A 17847-nucleotide genomic window follows, 5' to 3' on the forward strand; every position below is an offset into this window, starting at 1 on the left:
TATTGGGTATTAGTCATTGGTCATTGGTAAATAACAAAGGACAAATGACTAATGACAAATTACAAAACTTCACGCCCCAAGTAAGGTTGCAATACTTCTGGTATCTTCACCGTCCCATCAGATTGTTGATAATTTTCCAAAATTGCTGCCATCGTCCTTCCCACCGCCAAACCCGAACCATTGAGGGTATGTACGAACTGAGTACCTTTCTTACCCGCCTCTTTGAAGCGAATATCAGCCCGTCGCGCCTGGAAATCTATAGTATTGGAACAGCTAGAAATTTCGCGGTATTTGCCAGAAGAGGGCAACCAAACCTCTAAATCATAAGTTTTGGTAGAGGCAAATCCCAAATCTCCAGTACTTAAATTTACTACTCGGTAAGGCAACCGCAACGCCTGTAAAATTGCTTCTGCATTCCCTACCAATTTCTCCAGTTCATCAAAAGACGTACTGGGTTCGACAAACTTCACCATTTCCACCTTGTTAAATTGATGGAGGCGAATTAATCCCCGCATATCGCGCCCATAACTACCAGCTTCACGGCGAAAACAGGGAGTAAAGGCACAGTGGTAAATAGGCAAATCTTCAGCAGCGAGAATTTCACCCCGATAGAGATTTGTAACTGGAACCTCAGCTGTCGGAATCAACCACAAGTCGTCATCAGCGCATTTAAAGCTTTCTTCCGCAAACTTGGGTAACTGACCGGTCGCCGTCAAAGACTCGGTATTCACTAACAGAGGCGGACTGACCTCCACATACCCAGCTTGAGTATGGAGACTGAGCATAAATTGAATTAATGCCCTCTCCAATGCTGCACCAGCGCCTATCAATGTCACAAAGCGACTTTGGGCAACTTTTACAGCTCGTTCAACATTGAGAATACCCAGCTTTTCGCCAATTTCCCAGTGAGGCAGAATATTCGGATTTTGGGGAATGTACTCATCACCCCAACGCCGCACTTCTACGTTATCTTCCTCATTCTTTCCAAGGGGTGTAGAGTCGCTTGGCAAGTTGGGAAGTGCCAACACAAGTTGAGCAATTTCAGCTTTGAGGTCTTTTTCTTGGGGTTCCAGTTGACTCAATGTCGCTTTGACAGAGTTACCTTCATCCCGCAAAGCTTGAATTTCTGGGTCTTGAGGATTAATCCCAGATTTAATCTTCTGTCCGACTATTTTACCAATTTCGTTGCTCCGGGCTTGGAGTTGACTACGCGTCCCCTCAAGTTCCCGTTGTTGCCGATCTAACAGTAATATCGGTTCGATGTCGTATTTACCACTACGACTATTCAATCGTTCTTGAACTAATTGCGGATTTTCCCGTATTTGCTTGATATCCAGCACAGATTTTTCTCAGTTTTTAGCCTATTATCTACCTGCCAACACATCAGCATATACTGATTTTGGCTTCGTATGAGCAGAAAAGCAACCATTTAAATTTTTCTAGCCCTGGCAGGATTGGCAGGTCTAGAAAAATTTAAAACCCAAAATTTAGTATTAATCTTCTGATTTTCTAGACTCCTGAGTGTTTGCAGGTGAGGGTAGCCAGTAGGCAAGTACACCTGATAAACCACTCCAATACACTGCCTGGTTTTGGCTATTAGCGCGTTCCATAAAGATTAGGGAACTACATAATCCAATCATCAATGTGCTAAAAAGTACTTGTATACCAAACTTCCAGATTTCTAATTTTTTCATAGTGTAAGACCTCCAATAAAAATTAATTCACCCTGATAATGGTTCTAATATCACTCTTTAGATGGGTGCTAATATTAAGTAACTGGTATTAGTCTTCACACTGTAATTTAATAATTTCGGAAAAGTACAATCAACATATTTGAATTATTCCCATACAACCTCTGAAAAGAGGAGAAAAGAAGTCAAAAGAATTGCTGATTTTTGACTATTACCTTTTCTTCCGACTCCCTTTTCTAAGGTCGGTTAATGCGATTGAGTAACCAAAGTGACGCCACCAGCCCTGCAAAGTGGGCTGAGACGGTGTTGGTGTTTGCCTGTACTACAAGCATATCTAGACCACTAATAATTCGGGTAGGGTCAAAAAATTGGGTAGTTATCGCTTGTGGAGATATGGATCGCGCTACCAGTGTGCCAACGATCGCCTGCGCCCCCAAAAGAGTCACTAGCGTTCCTCCTAAATTCACCCACACCCCTAAGCGTAATACTTGCACAGTCTCGCTTTTGCGAGGGCGGTTACTGGGATTGGAGGATTCCAATTGCTTGCCAATTCTCGTGTAACGGTAAGCTAAATAAATGCCTCCACCCAAAACAACCAGTCCACAAATTGCTAAAAATACACCAAAGCCAGTCCCAGGATTATTACTAGGACTGCCAGTTTTTTGATTAAAGACGGCGAACAACAGCACAATTATGCTAGAAACAACGCCTAGTACTAGCTGAATCCAGAAGCTAATCCAACCTGTAAGGCGAAAAGTTTGGGCAATTGCCCTGAGAGTTGAGGAAGATGATGGGGCATCGGGAGTTTGTGACATAGCGATCGCTAATATGCTGGGTGCTTGATAAAAGAAGGCGAGAACAAGAGGACGAAGGGATGCGAGGACACGGAGAGTTCTTTCCCTACGTCTCCCCTCTCCTGTCTTCTTTCCCCTAGTGTTTAGCGCCTTCTTTGATAAATTTACTATCACACTTGCCAAATAAGACAAGAAATTCTGCGATCGAGGAAATCAGAAATGGTTACTGCTTAAGTGTGTCCACTGACATAGCAGTTGATCCCAGATATATCCCTTAGCTTAAGCTTTTAGAATTTGCATTGGGAAAATCACTGTAAAAAAAAGTGTTTATTAAGTTTTACAGACAAAACAGCATTTTACCTGTAAAATTTCTTCGATGGCATTTTATTGCTTAAGCAGTTCTAAGCAGCTCGGCATCAGTTAACACCAAGATAGTGACTCTCTCACTGTCTGTTCGCTCCTCACCACACCGTATCGAGCTTGAGTGGGGGTACATTGTTTTGTGCCCTTAAAACTCGCAAACTCGACCCACAACTTCACAGGCGTGGGTAATTGTTTGATGTTTACGCAATGGATATCTAGTCTAAGTAGCTTTATATGTATTACTCACGTAGTAGTAGCACTGTATACTGACTACAAGGATTATAGAATTCACCCTAAGGCATTTTTTTTAGCCATTCACTAACCATGAAACTTGAGGATATATATCAATTTTTTGAAAATCCTCCGCCAACTTACCTTTGTCAGGAACTAGCAGTCTGTTACATACTGTCTGTTTTATTACAAGGTGAATCCTACGGAACCGAGTTGATCGAGCAATTAGAAACTGAGTATCCCGTCTATCGGCTTTCAGATACCGTACTTTACAGTGCAATCAAATTTCTGGAAGACCAAAGGGCAATCACTGGATATTGGAAGAAACTCGAAGGACGGGGGCGCCCCAGGCGGATGTACCAAGTTTCTCCCGAATGGCAAGTTCAAGCTCAGGATTTAGCTTTTCAATGGCTTGACTACATCAACGGGAGGAAAAAGTAACGAATCATTGATAATGAATAAGTCTCCTCCAGTCAAACACTAACAATTAGTTATGGATACTGCTATTCTGCCATCTACGTTCCTGCTAACCTTGTTGTTATCGGTTGGGCTGTTTTTCTTTATTCGTGCCTCGACTAAAGACCGCATAGAAATAGCACAACTGGTATCTGAGCAAGATGAAGCTGTTTTAATGTCTCAATTAAAAGAGTACTTTCGATCGCGGTCTTACCGAGTGGCAGCGGTAGACCGTGAACAAAATCAGGTAATTTTTGAAGGTAATGTTCGTCCCAGCTGGTTCTTAGCTATATTTCTAACTTTACTGGCAGCGACTGGGATTGTTTGTCTATCTCTGGTTACATACCTGCTTTTTCCTAGCCTCAGTACCCTTGTTCTGGCGATGGTACTACTGTCGCCTTTAAGTGGTCTATTTTATTGGAAAAAATCTGGAAGACTTGAGAAGGTGTCGCTCAAAGTAGAAACAACTCAGAGCGAACAAACCTCCTCAAGTAAGATCACTGTAGTCGCCCATCGAGATGAACTCAGTGAGTTGCAGAGGACTCTACAGCTTAAGCCTGGGAAATAATTTTTGATTTTTGCGACCATCTCTTAACTATGATATGCAGACTTCTGACCTAACCTACTATGCAGGCAATGGAAAGTAGTCAGGAGAAAATCAAGACTACTGCTTTGTCAGTTTTCCCCACGATTTTGGTCGTGGGGAAAAAATTTAAATTCATTAACTTAAATTCATTGACAGAGCAAACTTTAACCATCTACGGCATAAGAGCGCAACTTCACTCTTCCTTTTAGACGCGCTTGGCTCTATACCCACTCCCTTCTGCATCATCAAATTAGTATCAACCCATGCAATCTAGCGTGGTTTGAAACAGGTTCACTTTCCAACTACCTGGACTAGATTTACTGGCAAATCAGCTACAAACTAAAAAAAAATTAAATTTTGCATAAACTTAGCAATTTTGCCAGTTAATAATAGTCAGGAGCCACATTCAATGCCCAAGATGACCATCTATGGTTCACCGACTAGCTAAAGCAAGAGGTTCTTGACCTGGTGAAGGTTCTAACACCCTCAAACTAGGAAACAAGAAATGGTTTTCCTCTACGTATTGAGCACCAAACAGTCCCTTTTCTGCCCAGAAATAACGATCTGTAGTGTGTTCATTTCGCTTTACAAGTAGCAACGCTGGTGGCAAAATTCCTTCAGCTTGAATGAATCTTCTAGCTGCTGTTACAGGCTTTTCTTCGCCACTTTCGATGCTATATTGAGGCACGTGTTCCAAAATGCGCCGTCCTTCCTGACGACGACGACTCTTCCTTTTGCGTCTCCTTGCCAATCTATTGTCCTCCTCTTTCAAGCTATAGATTGTAGTGATAGCTACAAAATCCGTCGTCATTATATAGGTTCTAGTTCAGAATATCAATAGTTTTTAACCTTTTAATATAAGAAAGTTAATATCTTTGAAACATCGAGAAAATAAAATCACCTAAGAATATAATCCCCTAGTAGAAACCATCTCTAAGAAAATTTTAGTTAAGCTTTATTAAATGAGTGAGGTAAAAATTAAGTATCCTCTCTTACATCATGCCTCAAAATCTATAATCTTGAGCAAGAGCTAAAAAATGTTAATGTCTGCCAGTTCCGATTTTCTTGCTCTATGTCGAGAGCAAATAGCGCTACTAACCCAAGGGCTGGGAGCAACTTTAAGTATTGTGTACCTAACACAAGAATTGGTAGATACTCCTTCTGGCGATGCCAAACTGATTCCTGTGGTGATTTACCCGGAAACAGCATTATTGCCGCCAGGAGAGGAAACTATTGAAGCGACGGCATACAAGCAACTTCAAGTTGGAAATGCGTTTATATTACCCAATCATCAGGGAAGGTTATTGACAGCAGGTTCAGAATCTCCAACTTCGTCACGGGAGTCTGAGATACCAGATGCGTCTCAACCCGATCTCAAAGAGGAATACCTACTTAGTGGCAACCAAATTGTTTTACCTCTGATTTATGAGGGTGTGATGATGGGGTTACTAGTGACACGCAGGAAAGATCGGGCATGGAATGAACACGAGCAAAATCAAATTCAACGGATAGCTCAAACATTAGCGATCGCTTGTATTTTAGATCAGCGGCGAGCATGGTTTGAGCAACAGTTGCGCGAGCAACAAATTCTTCAAGAAAAACAGCGGGATTTGCTGGATAACCTGTTGCATCAGTTTCGTAACCCATTAACGGCGTTACGGACTTTTGGCAAACTGCTATTGAAACGACTACGACCAGCAGACGCTAACCGGGATGTGGCAAATAGTATTGTCCGAGAAAGCGATCGCCTTCAAGAATTACTGCAACAATTTGAGCAAGTAATTGACTTGACAGAGGCAGATTTAGCACCACTACATCTACCGGAAGATGAAGTATTTGTAGAAGCAACTATCCAAAAAGACGCTAAACCGCCGCTATTATTACCGGGAACGGGAGATAAAGCAGTTGACTGCTCCCTAGCAGATATATTAGAACCATTATTAATATCAGCCAAAGCGATCGCCCAAGAGCGAAACCTAAAACTAATAACTGAAATTAAACAGAATTCATCCTTAGTACGTGCCAACGTCAAAGCATTACGAGAGGTGTTAACTAACATTATTGATAATGCTTTGAAATACACTCCTACTGGTGGCAAAATTTTGATTCAGGCGGGACAAGAAAAAGCTAATTTTCAGGGAATATTCATTAGTGATAACGGGCCTGGCATTCCACCCCAAGATTTAGAACACCTTGGAGAACGGCATTATCGTGGAGTACAAGCGCAAACAGAAATCCCCGGCACAGGTTTGGGGTTAGCGATCGCTAAACAATTAATAGAGCAAATGCAGGGCGAAATCGAGGTTTTCAGCCCTGCAATCAACTCTAAATTCACTTCACCCAATGCACCGGGAACTACATTTATTATTTGGTTGCCTGAAACTAAAAGTTAGTCTCTTCAAAACGGGTGATCCCGTTTTTCTTTAACTTTTAACGCTGCTAAAAATCCTAATCTCAGATTATTATTTTTAACAATCAAATAGCTAAGTATTTATTCACATGATAGTTAGCATTTAAAGAGTTAGCATATCATCCAAGCGTATTGTCATATTACCTGACTGTACTTCAACCAGCGAAGAAGTTAACTTATCAAACTCTAGAGATACACCTATCTGGCTATTATTTATTAATGTAGACAGTGTTGGTATTTTTTCAAGCAACTCATCACTAAGATATGATCTAAGAAGGACAGTTTGGATGTCATTGGTATTGATAAAATCAGTAATATTACGCTTGAGTTTCTCAAGATCCTCAAGAAGTAAAGTAATTCGCTCTTTATCTTCTTTGCGACTATTATAATAGGAATTATCACTTTCATGAATAGTCAATTTTAGATAGATAGAAGCAACTCTTTCAAGAATTTCTTTAATTTTAGACGTTTTTGCATTTTTTGGTTGTTTGCTCAAACCAATGTTATCAAAAAAATTCTTTTTTTGTTCACTATTATATGGTTCTATTATATTTATCTTCTTGTTCTTAAAAGAATTATTCATAGTCAAAAGACTATTAATTATATCATTTATTCCTGGTTTACTGTAAGTATTGTTTTCAATACCTACGAAAAATATATTGTATATATAAATTCCTATCATGTTTAAATAATAAACAGAAGGTTCGATATTTTGGTAGTAGACAACTTCCCTTACTATCTCACTATTAGTAATATTATTTATAATTTTTGATACTTCATCTTTATTGTCTTCCTGAAACGAGACGTGTTTATAAGTTAAATTAGAGCCTTCAGAAAATTCAACTTGCAACAATACATTTGTAGTATTATTTTGAGGCTTTATTATAATCCAATCTCCCTTTTCAATATTATTTCTGTAAGAAGACGAATCTAAAAATTGATATTCATATTTTTGATTCTCTAATTCTTTAATTTTAATTTTCCGACGCAGAAATGCTAAATAATTTGGAACAAAGGGATTTCCCATATCACGAGTAATTTTTGTATATACAGAGTCACTTCTTAAATCTTTCTTATAATACTCTTCCGTCTTGTATGCCTGAAACCTTATAGTTAGATTTTCTGGTTCACCATTTGTCTCTCTAATAACCAAGTTTGTAGGATGTAACTCACTAAATGAGAATGAATTCTGCGAGGATGAAGATTGCACAGAGCGATTAACTAATTCAGATATTTTATCCAAATACCAAAATCCTCTTACAAAACGAGCAGGTAATTTATCCTTATCCAAGTTCTGTAGTTCTTTAAGTGTTTCTAAAAAACTTGGAGTAGGTGAATTATTTTCCTTTTCCCAATTGCGGCGATAAAGACTATTATTTGTTCTTCTAAATTCAAAATTTTTACTCTGCTCCAATTCCAGTATTTTATCAAGCACAAGCTGCACAGCTATTTTATCAGAACTGTCATCGCTAAGGGTATAAAAAGTATTTCCTGCTTTGTAAAGTATGCACTTTAAAATAATCTCAACAATTTCGCGAGGAGCATATGTTGTTGAATTTTTATGAAGCTTAAAAGGCTCAAATACCTGAACTAAACTTGGTTCGCTAGATTGAAGACTAAAAACCTTCTCATAGTCTTCCATTATCTCATCAACTTTTTTCTCGTTTTTGTCATAAATTACTCGAATATTATCATAAAAACGCTCTGGCGATTCTCCACAAGTAAGTAGGTCAAAGAAAATCGCTCCCAAACCAAATAGATCGGTTTGTATTCCTTGCCGTTTATACAATAAAATCTGTGTTTTACGATCGTTATTAATATTTTTAATAACATCATTATTCACATTAAGAAAAATGCGGATTGATGAGTTTTCATCAATAGATATTGACTCAATTTCATACTGTTCTTTATTTTTACTAAAAACGACAAAATCGTTATTTCCAATAATTGAATCACGAAGTTTAGGATCGGTACTAATAAGCTCAACTTTATGGTTTTCGCTATCCACTTGAATATCTGCATCACAAATATCAAAATAGTCTTTTTGTTCAGGTGAACGGTAGTGACGTGTTCCAAGAGGTAGCTCTGCACTAGCTATTGGCAAAGATGTAGTTATTGGATCTCTTTTTGGTAACAGAAAACCAAGGTCGCCAATCACAGCTTTAACCTCAGAACCCTCTTCGTTTACGAAAATATTTGCAGGTTTCATATCGAGGTGTAACAGACCAGCTTTATGAAGAGTTACAAGACCTTGAGCAATATCTTTTAAATATGGAAGTATGTTAGCTATACGATCTTCAAAGGTCATCTGTCGAAGAATCTCATATCCTGTAAGCTTCCCAGCAGTAGAGTATTGAGATTTTTCCTCTTCTGTATTTTGTTTACCGTCTCTTTCCAAAATGTCTTTCAGTGTTGCATCATACTTCTCAGTTACTAAAGCATAGTTTGAGATTCTTAATGGTTCAAAAAATGCCTTTAGTGTCTTATATACATTTGACTCTTGAAATGAATCAGTCCAACCGACTGTCCTGATAACACCAAAAATCTTTCTCTCTCCCTTGGCTCGTGTAATTTCTTGTGTTGATTTAATTTCATTGTCAAAACGTGACTGATCGATCTTATGAGCATAAAGAAGTTTAACAGCAAATCTATCTTCTTGATTACTATCATGGACTGCAAATACTATACCAAAAGTGCCATCACCAAGTTTAATAGGTTGCCCTTTTTCATCTAATGTCAAATAAAAATTTTGGCTGTTACCCCCTAAGGTTTTAAATGAATATTTGTCAGCTTCTTGTTTAAGGCTATCTTCTTTTTCTAAGGACATAGTAATTTACTCCTGAGCTAAAATAAAGAGAAAATATTCTTTACGAGAGGTTTTGGGTTTATATTCAATTAAGATTGTTTTTTTTACTATATTTTTCTCTACTGAGAATACTAAGTCAGGAATTGCTTCCAGCTTTATAATTTCGCCGACTTTATACTCTGTAAATTGAAAGGTTTCCGATAACTCTGATGATAAATTATTTATATCTATCAATCGTTTGTAACTATTTCTTGGAAATTCTAACTCTATAACCCCGTTTTTATTAAGACATAATCCAAATTGTTCTGCATTTTCGATTGTTTTAATCAATGCCAACTCATTTTCCTGTATGGGAATTAATTTAATATTGTCAATTAGCACTGATTTGTCTTCTGGGTTTCCTTTTTTATCCCACCAACTTTTTTGATTAATAATTAAATGTAATCCACTACTGAAAGGGACATTTTTAATATTGAATTTGATGTTGCTTCCTGGCTCTGCTCTTCGTTTTTCTGGCGTATTATTTGGAAGAAAAGCAATGGATTCATTTATATTATCTAACGAATTTTCTAAGTTTTTATTTGTAGAATCTCTGGGAGTAATTATAGCTAAAGGCTTATTTTTATTACCTATTATAACGAAATTAAAATTAATAGACGTATTGATATTTTCTGCCAGTTTTAGATTCAGATTTTCGATACCTGTAAGTTTAGGGATAAATCCTTGAAGTAATTTAATAATATCTAATAAATCTTGATTCATAAGCATTATCTCCTTTCTCTACACCTAATTAATTTGCACGTTTGAGCAAAAGTACCAACATTAAAATTATTTTTAATAAATCCTAGAAAAATTAGTCTTGTCTTACCTCTGGAGCGCTATATGACTCTCATCAATGAGAATATCGCAAAATTACTGCTGAAACTAAGTTTTAGCAATTTTATAAAAATGGTAAGTTTAGTCAAAAAATAGCGTGAGTACTACATACTTACAATATACAGCACTTACACTAATCTTACAATTCGACTTTAGATTGACGCTCTTTTATTACTCTCATTAGAGAATATTTAGAACCTTGTTTCTGTGTGCTTGCTTCCAAATGAAGATTTTTTAGTTTTGCCGATCAAACCTTTTAAAAAGATTCAAGATCGGCATCTTATTTTTCTCTCATCAGATATATAAAAGAGGGCTAAAGTCGAGTTACAAGTTATGATGTGCTTACCCTGGAGAGGAAAAAATTTTAAGAGTATCCCAAATTTACAAAATATATTCGACATCTCCAGAAATTATTATTCGTTAGCTAAAACCCTTGTAGAGCCGTAGCACTGCTACGTCTCTACAAGGGTTTTCGGAGAAGTCTAATCTATGCGAACAGATTGTAAGTTATAACTTTGCATTAATAACTATCTGAGTGAAACCAACAAGTTTTGATTGATGGTCATTTGTAAATCGGTATTTGGGTCGATAGCGATTAAGTCAACACTATTCTTACCGAAGAACAGACCAACCAACGCACCGATACCAGCACCACCCAAGACTTCTTCTGTGGCAATGGCGCGATCGCCTGTGACAGCAGATACCGCAGTTGCCGCACCTGCGCCCAATACAGTATTCTTGATAATTGAACCAAGACTAGTACCCTTCTTGACGGTTTCAGTTTTGGTAATAACGTCAGAAGTAGCGTTCAGCTGATACTCTTGACCACTGGTCAAAACCAGTTTCTCAGCAACGAATTGAGAACCACCCGTAGCAGGTTTGAGTTGACCAACAACTTGACTACCAGCAGGAATCACTACAGCTCCGTCTTGCGTCACCACATTTTGGGATACTGTCAATGTCAAGGGTGATGTTTCATCCTTTGTAACGAGAATTTTTTCTGCCTTGTCATACTTGACAGGAATAGCAGTCCCTTGAGCAATTGTCACTGATGTAGGTGTTGGATTAGTAGATCCGACAGCCACAACATAAGGTGAGTTAATTGCTGAGGCTTGATTAGAACTAACTAATGCTTGGTAGATAAAAGCTGCTACCTGGGCGCGAGTGGCGGTTGCAGTTGGATTCAGGAAGTTCACATTCGGATAGTTCACCACAATTTGCTTTTGGGTTGCTGCGGCGATCGGGCTACGGGCATAGCTAGCGATGTTAGAGGCATCGTTGAAGTATTGCAGAGTGCTTTCGGTATTGCCACTGGGACTATATTCCAAACCGTTAGCGAGGGCAACCAAAACCTGTTCGCGGGGAATAGCTTGATTAGGCTCAAAGCGATTTCCAGGATATCCTGATAAGAAACCAATGGTATAAGCTTGCTGAATCGCACTGGATGCCCAATAGTTGCTAGGTACATCAGCAAAACTGATTGGCTGACGTTGCTGTGCTTTCTGAAAAGCTTTGTTGACCATCGCGGCAAATTGAGCGCGTGTCACCGGTTCTTCTGGGCGAAAACTACCATCAGGAAATCCGGCAATTACACCTCGCTGAGATAATTGTTGAATAAATTGTGCCGCCCAATAGTTAGATGAAACATCAGAAAAAGTCGTTTGAGCTAAAGATGGTGAAGCTGTAATGAAAGGTGCTACAGTACCGACTGTAACGCTCAAAGCCATGAGTGCAGCTGTTCTAGATTGCCAACGATTTAAGTTAAACATTATTTTTTTACTCCAGTCCTATTATTTTTTTTACTGTTAATTAGTTAGACATTTACTAAAGTACAAGGTTCCTAATTTTTTTGCTTTTTGTAAAAACCATTACTTTAGTCATGCAGTCACCATTAAAAAATCTATGCCAAACGAACTAGCTAATAAAAGTAATGTAATCACACTATTACCTATTAGCAAATTTTCAAAGATATAGATACTGAGTGAGACGATGTAGAGAAAGAATAGTTGCTGTTAAATAGAAAATTTTATGGTTAAAAGTGAAGGCGATCGCACACTCTAGTTAAAGTGGCGATCGCCTATTAAATGACTATCTAAATCAGATTAGAATTGTGACTGATACATGTGTTGAAGTAGTAGACCCGACAACCATTGTATAGGACGAGTTAATTGCTAAGTCTTAAGACAACATAAGGCGAGTTAATTGCTGAGGCTTGATTAGAACTAACCAATGCTTGGTAGATAAAAGCTGCTACCTGGGCGCGAGTGGCTGTTGCAGTTGGATTGAGTAACTTTACATTCGGATAGTTCACCACAATTTGCTTTTGGGTTGCAGCTGCGATCGGGCTACGGGCATAGCTAGCGATGTTAGGGGCATCGTTGAAGTATTTCAAAGTGCTTTCGGTATTGCCACTGGGACTATATTTCAGACCGTTAGCGAGGGAAACCAAAACCTGTTCGCGGGGGATAGCTTGATTAGGTTCAAAGCGATTACCAGGATATCCTGATAAGAAACCAATAGTATAAGCTTGCTGAATCGCACTGGATGCCCAATAGTTGCTGGGTACATCAGCAAAATTAATTGCCTGCCGTTGTTGGGCTTTTTGGAAAGCTTTGTCAACCATTGCGGCAAATTGAGCGCGTGTCACTGGTTCTTCTGGGCGGAAGCTACCATCAGGAAATCCGGCGATTACACCTTGCTGAGATAATTGTTGAATAAATTGTGCTGCCCAATAGTTAGATGAAACATCAGAAAAAGCAGTTTGAGCTAAAGATAGCGGGGAGCATCCCACTTGGATGAGTTTATCTTGCAAAGGATAATTCACTGGATCGCAAACAAAATCTGCTGACTTAGCCTCTATAGATATCCGCGTTGGCGGATTTTGTTTATCTAATTCTGATTTCCAATCGTCAGAGATTTTTTCGAGAGTGGGATGCTTACTTAAAAACTGTGAGTCTGCAACAATATCGTGAGGCCCCTTGACACTTATCTTAGAACTATTGAGATAGATATTGTAATCATAAACAACGTTTTCATTTTTAGTGTTATTGTTAATATTTTTTCCAGGAAAAGCATAGAGAATGTTCCTGAGAATTCTGACATCGGATGAAGTATGAGCAAATATTTGTCCACCATTAAGTTCTGGACTCTGATTATTCAAAAAAGCTGTATTATTTACAATATCAACATGGTCGCTTAAAAATGCATGAATCCCTGAACCACCATTATTAAATGCAAGATTGTTTTTAACTAAAGTACGTCCTTTATATGCACCCAATTTTGAGGTGTCTTGATTTCTTGTACTATCGATAATAATGCCATTTCCGTCTGTGATCTTTCCAACTGCAATCCAAGGGATGTACATACGATTGTTGTAGGTCTTGTTGTTGGTAACAAACATCTTGTATCCCTGGTTGTTGTCAGAATTCCAATTATTCAACATGGAAATGCCACTGCAACCATAAACGCTGTACCAGGCATTATTAAATACCACATTATTATCTATCGTCACATAGTCTGCTTGAATCGCTGAAATACCTGCTCCTCCACAGTCATGCACTTTGTTGTTCAAAATACGGATATGATGAACATGACCATTGGTTCGTCCGTCCACACTGATGCAGTTTCCATTTGTCAGTGGGTTTTGTTTGTTAGTCTTCTCACTCATCGCGTAATCAAGGGTTATATTGGCATTGTTTCCTACAACCTCTAGCCCGTTGATCTCGATATATGAAGCTTTATTTGAAATCGTGATACCATTCCATGTATTGTGCTGAATTTTTGGGAAATGCCCAGGATATGCTTTATACCTAATCCATGCATTTGCAGTTCCAGAACGTTTAATATTTACTACACTCCCAGCTTTGTCTGTATTTGTGTATACTCCATTCATTATCAATACTGTATCGCCAGGGTTGGTAAGGTCTGCTGCCTTTTGAATTGTTTTAAAGGCGGATGAAGTAGAAAGTCCGCTATTATTGTCGTTTCCACTACCACTAACATAGTATGTTTTCGGTGTTGAATTCGCACTAATGAGCTCACGGCTAGATAGGCTCACTTCCTTGTTAGTGGATACCTGACGGACGTTTTCAACTGAAGATACTTTTATATTGTCTCCCGGAACCAAAAGACTTAATACTACGGGAATTGCAAGATATGTGCTTAAATTTAAACCTTGAATTACCACAAGAAGAAGCTCCTCGATCGCTACTATTTAATAAAAGTATCAGGATATTCCATAATTTTGAATACTCTTTTAGATACAGAATAGAATAGAGCCAACTTTTAAATAAGTATTTCAATAAAGATTGATATTGATTAAGACGATATAGAGGTGGAATAGTTGCTGTTCAATAGAAGTTTTTAGGGTTAAAAATAAAGGCGATCGCACACTCTAGTTAAAGTGGCGATCGCATACAAGGAATGATTAAATTCACAACTGGAATGAAGTTAAATTTAGTAGCGGGATTGTGGTACTAAATTCAAGTTAGAATTCAGAGTGAGCTTTAAATCCTGTGCAGGTCTGAGGACAAAGGCATTTCCTTCTTTTTTACGCAACAGCACGCTAGCACCCGCACCCGCAGCCGCACCAATAACAGGTTTTAAATCGTCAATTTTGCGATTACCAGTAATTAATGAACCTAAAAGACCAGCACCCCCACCAATAGCTGCGTCAGTTAAAACCTGAGTTGTGTTGGGCTTCTGTGAAACTCTTTGAGTTGTGGTGTATGTCCGAGAAGTTGCATTAATCGACTGACGCTGACCGTTAGAAAATTCTAATTCTTGAGCGACAAATCTTACGCCTTTTCCTTGGTTATCCTCATCTCTTGTATCTCTGGAATAACTATCTAAGTCAACAGATTCTAGCCGTCCATTTATTTTAGTACCAGCAGGAATTAAGACATTTCTATTTCTGTCGATAATGTCGTTCGCTATTCTCAAGGTTAGAGATTTACTTTCCCCAGGAGCAATAGTAATTGTCTCTTTTTCGTAGGTGACAGGAAGAGCAACTCCAGAAGGAATGGTAACGTTTCCGTATTGCCCATTTCTGTTTTGCCCAATGTTGTATTGAGCATTAGCAGGAGCCAAGCTGAATAGGGGGCTAATGACGCTTGTAGTAACGGCCATTGCCATAAGTGCAACAGTACCAGATTTCCATTGATGTAAGCGTGTCATAAGAGGGTTATCCTTTGTGTATGTGATGTATTTAATGACGAGGATTCACTGAGTTTGTTTCTGACTGTTTTGCAACCTGTCTATGGGCGTATATAAGTAATTATTATGATGGGAAGTCTGTGCGATCGCGCAGGCGTAGACCGTTGTAGACATCGCTGTTCAGAATTTGTATCGTGCTAATGTGCGTTACTAAAATTAGAAGCGAGACACTCATTAAGACGCAAAATGAGTATTATTTTGTTCCAGAATGCTGTTTTATTACTTATGTCCACATATTTTAAGCCATTGAATAGAGGCGAATAGGCTGACTGCGAACTCTTACTTTTATTCTAGATTAATTTGCTAGGACTGGAGAAATATTTTCGCTTTCTTAACGAATGATTCACTATCCGTTATGTGTGTATTTAAGATTGCTGCTGGCGCTGTTTAATCTCTGCGATCGGTAATAGCAAAGTATCTTCTATTTGCTGTCGCACTTCCCGGCTGACATAACAATCGCTATTTAGACAATCTAATAGTAATTTGTTGGCATCATAATACTGCTTTAGTAAATCCTTCTGGTGTTGGCTAAACTGCCAATCATAACCAATATTGCGATACTTAATCATTACCTCTCTTAATTGCTTAATCCAAGCTTGACTATTAGATTGACACCATTTGTCAAATTTTTTTTTGTCTCTATCTTGATCAGGCATTTGCTCTTGGAGTTCTTGCAATAAGCGCTGTAACTCACAATCACGTTCAAGCCCACGAATACGAGAAAGGAAGCAGGCAACAGTATAAACAGTTTTTATAAGACCTATTTGCTTAAGATTTACATTTAGAAAGTAATCAAGAACACAATCAAATATAAGATCATGTTCAGTAAAAAAATTAATCTCATGTCTGATGACATTCACAAGGCTTTCTAGATGACTTACAATAGCATCATTTACCATACTTATAGTGCTATTAAAATCAACATTAAAGCTAGTATTGAAAATATTAACCCTTAAAGGAAGGCTATCACAAGTACTGCAAAAAAAATAAAATGAGCGAACTATTACTGGTGTATAATTAACTTGTACAGAAGTAGATTTTGTAGCTACCCACATCAAAAACTGCTGCAAATTATTATCATCAGCGATAATTGCATCAATTTGATGTTTCATAAATTTTAATAAATAATCTGCACTTGATGACATTCCTACTGCTAACAACAATACTTCTTGCCAGCGCTTCTCAGTTATGTGACTGACTAGATTTTGGAAAGCTTCCACTGATGACTGTCTCCCAATAATAAATTCCCTAGCCGTAAAATACTCATGAAATGTCAAATGAGAAAATGAGTAAATCCCTTTTGCCCGTTCTATCAATAACCCATGTTGGTATTCAATTGATTTCAAAACTCTTTCACTGTCTAGTTGTAATATTTCTGGGTCAATATCGACATTAGCTAAATTGCGAATATATTCTATAATGTATTGCTCTGCTTTGTTCTGCTTAAAGAAATAGTCTCCCCGTTCAAATGTATTCAAGGCAATTTTGCTGAGTAAATCTTCCTTACGTTGGACTGATAACTTTTTGTAAATTTGATCGCGTTGAATACCGCGTTTAGCATCCCATTTTTTTAGCAGTACATCTAGCCCTTCTTTGTACAACTCAGAACGATTTGCCGGAAAATCCCCAGATTCTTCAAATACCAAACATAAAAGGGTTAGTAATAGGGGGTTGGTTGCAAGTTCTTGAATTGGCTTATTATCTTTTAATCCTTGAATAAAACTCTCTGCTTTGACAGCTTTCCCCTTAAACCAGTTGGTTGCAAAGGTAGCAATTTGTTTATTATCGAAATCAGCAACTTCCACTTCTGTGAACTTTTGAAATGTATATTCACGTGCTGCAATACGGCAGGTCATAACAAACTTATTCTCATAAAATCGTTCAGAAAACTGAACAATCTCGTTTAAGATGCGATCGCTATCCTCTTCTCTCACCTCATCCAACCCATCAAGTAAAACTAATGCTTTGCCATAGGTTAGTACATTTTGGATAGAAGAGATAGGATTTATCGCCTTTTCAGTGATGTAAGTGATGTATTCGAGTAATCCAGGTTTGTTTGTAGCTTCGGCAAAGCCTTTTAAAATAATGAAAATTGGCACACGTTCAGCTTGAAACTCACCTTTTATACACTGAATTGCTAAATACTTCAAAAATGTGGTTTTACCTGCTCCTGGTTTACCCAAAATCATCAGCTTGGAATGTTTCTCAACCGCTTGCAGTCCTGGCACTCGTTTTTCAGTAATTCTGTTAAGTCCAAAGAGGTCAAAATCCTGGCTGCTAGACTGTTCTAATAATTCATCAATTCCTAACCGTCGCTGTCCAGTGATTTTCTCTAATATATTGACGCTAGTGTAAATGTCATTCAAGCAGGGTAAGCTCATCTAATTTGGTATAGGGTGAGCTTGACAAATTAAGTAAGA

At 38.1% G+C, this 17847-nt stretch carries 12 protein-coding genes and 1 pseudogene; 3 read left to right on the top strand and 10 right to left on the bottom strand.

Annotated features, from left to right (window positions below; all coding sequences use genetic code 11):
- Positions 1-59 precede the first annotated feature (59 nt).
- From serS to ACM0OX_RS14685, 3 genes are all read right to left on the bottom strand, one after another.
- Positions 60-1340, bottom strand: a complete 1281-nt coding sequence (gene serS / locus ACM0OX_RS14675; RefSeq protein WP_414515685.1) for a serine--tRNA ligase — start codon at positions 1338-1340, stop codon at positions 60-62.
- A 153-nt stretch (positions 1341-1493) separates the two neighbouring features.
- Positions 1494-1694 carry a hypothetical protein gene (locus ACM0OX_RS14680; protein WP_289798052.1) on the bottom strand — a complete coding sequence of 67 codons (201 nt, stop codon included), beginning with the start codon at positions 1692-1694 and terminating at the stop codon, positions 1494-1496.
- 233 nt (positions 1695-1927) lie between these two features.
- On the bottom strand, positions 1928-2506 hold the full coding sequence (locus tag ACM0OX_RS14685) for a DUF3611 family protein (protein WP_335056752.1): 579 nt from the start codon (positions 2504-2506) through the stop codon (positions 1928-1930).
- Positions 2507-3172: 666 nt separating this feature from the next.
- Between ACM0OX_RS14685 and ACM0OX_RS14690 the strand changes: the two genes are divergently transcribed.
- Together ACM0OX_RS14690 and ACM0OX_RS14695 are read left to right on the top strand one after the other, a co-directional pair.
- Positions 3173-3520, top strand: coding sequence for a PadR family transcriptional regulator (locus tag ACM0OX_RS14690; protein WP_334719820.1), 348 nt, complete (start codon positions 3173-3175; stop codon positions 3518-3520).
- A gap of 52 nt (positions 3521-3572) precedes the next feature.
- The gene (locus tag ACM0OX_RS14695) at positions 3573-4103 is read left to right on the top strand and encodes a cofactor assembly of complex C subunit B (protein ID WP_289798054.1); all 531 of its coding nucleotides are present in this window, start codon (positions 3573-3575) and stop codon (positions 4101-4103) included.
- A 451-nt stretch (positions 4104-4554) separates the two neighbouring features.
- On the opposite strand, the gene ACM0OX_RS14700 is transcribed toward ACM0OX_RS14695, so the two are convergent.
- A complete protein-coding gene (locus tag ACM0OX_RS14700) occupies positions 4555-4872 on the bottom strand; it encodes a DUF3155 domain-containing protein (protein ID WP_041566316.1) in 318 nt (105 codons plus the stop codon).
- 286 nt (positions 4873-5158) lie between these two features.
- Between ACM0OX_RS14700 and ACM0OX_RS14705 the strand changes: the two genes are divergently transcribed.
- Entirely contained in the window at positions 5159-6514 is a 1356-nt protein-coding gene (locus tag ACM0OX_RS14705) for an ATP-binding protein (RefSeq protein ID WP_414515687.1), read from the top strand.
- Positions 6515-6634: 120 nt separating this feature from the next.
- On the opposite strand, the gene ACM0OX_RS14710 is transcribed toward ACM0OX_RS14705, so the two are convergent.
- The 6 genes and pseudogenes from ACM0OX_RS14710 to ACM0OX_RS14735 form a co-directional block, all read right to left on the bottom strand.
- Positions 6635-9358 (bottom strand): protein kinase domain-containing protein, encoded by a 2724-nt coding sequence (locus tag ACM0OX_RS14710; RefSeq protein WP_414515689.1) that lies wholly within the window; start codon positions 9356-9358, stop codon positions 6635-6637.
- 6 nt (positions 9359-9364) lie between these two features.
- A complete protein-coding gene (locus tag ACM0OX_RS14715) occupies positions 9365-10099 on the bottom strand; it encodes a hypothetical protein (protein WP_414515691.1) in 735 nt (244 codons plus the stop codon).
- A gap of 641 nt (positions 10100-10740) precedes the next feature.
- Positions 10741-11982 (bottom strand): S-layer homology domain-containing protein, encoded by a 1242-nt coding sequence (locus tag ACM0OX_RS14720; protein ID WP_414515692.1) that lies wholly within the window; start codon positions 11980-11982, stop codon positions 10741-10743.
- A gap of 413 nt (positions 11983-12395) precedes the next feature.
- A pseudogene (locus tag ACM0OX_RS14725) lies at positions 12396-13037 on the bottom strand (S-layer homology domain-containing protein); the annotation flags it as partial.
- Between the two features lie 1631 nt (positions 13038-14668).
- Positions 14669-15388, bottom strand: a complete 720-nt coding sequence (locus ACM0OX_RS14730; protein ID WP_414515694.1) for a conjugal transfer protein TrbI — start codon at positions 15386-15388, stop codon at positions 14669-14671.
- Positions 15389-15792: 404 nt separating this feature from the next.
- Positions 15793-17655: an NACHT domain-containing protein gene (locus ACM0OX_RS14735; protein ID WP_414515696.1), complete on the bottom strand. Its 1863-nt coding sequence runs from the start codon at positions 17653-17655 to the stop codon at positions 15793-15795.
- Between the last annotated feature and the right edge of the window lie 192 nt (positions 17656-17847).

Origin of the sequence: Nostoc sp. PCC 9305, assembly GCF_963920915.1 — a bacterium.
In the GTDB taxonomy this organism is placed as follows: Bacteria; Cyanobacteriota; Cyanobacteriia; order Cyanobacteriales; family Nostocaceae; genus Nostoc.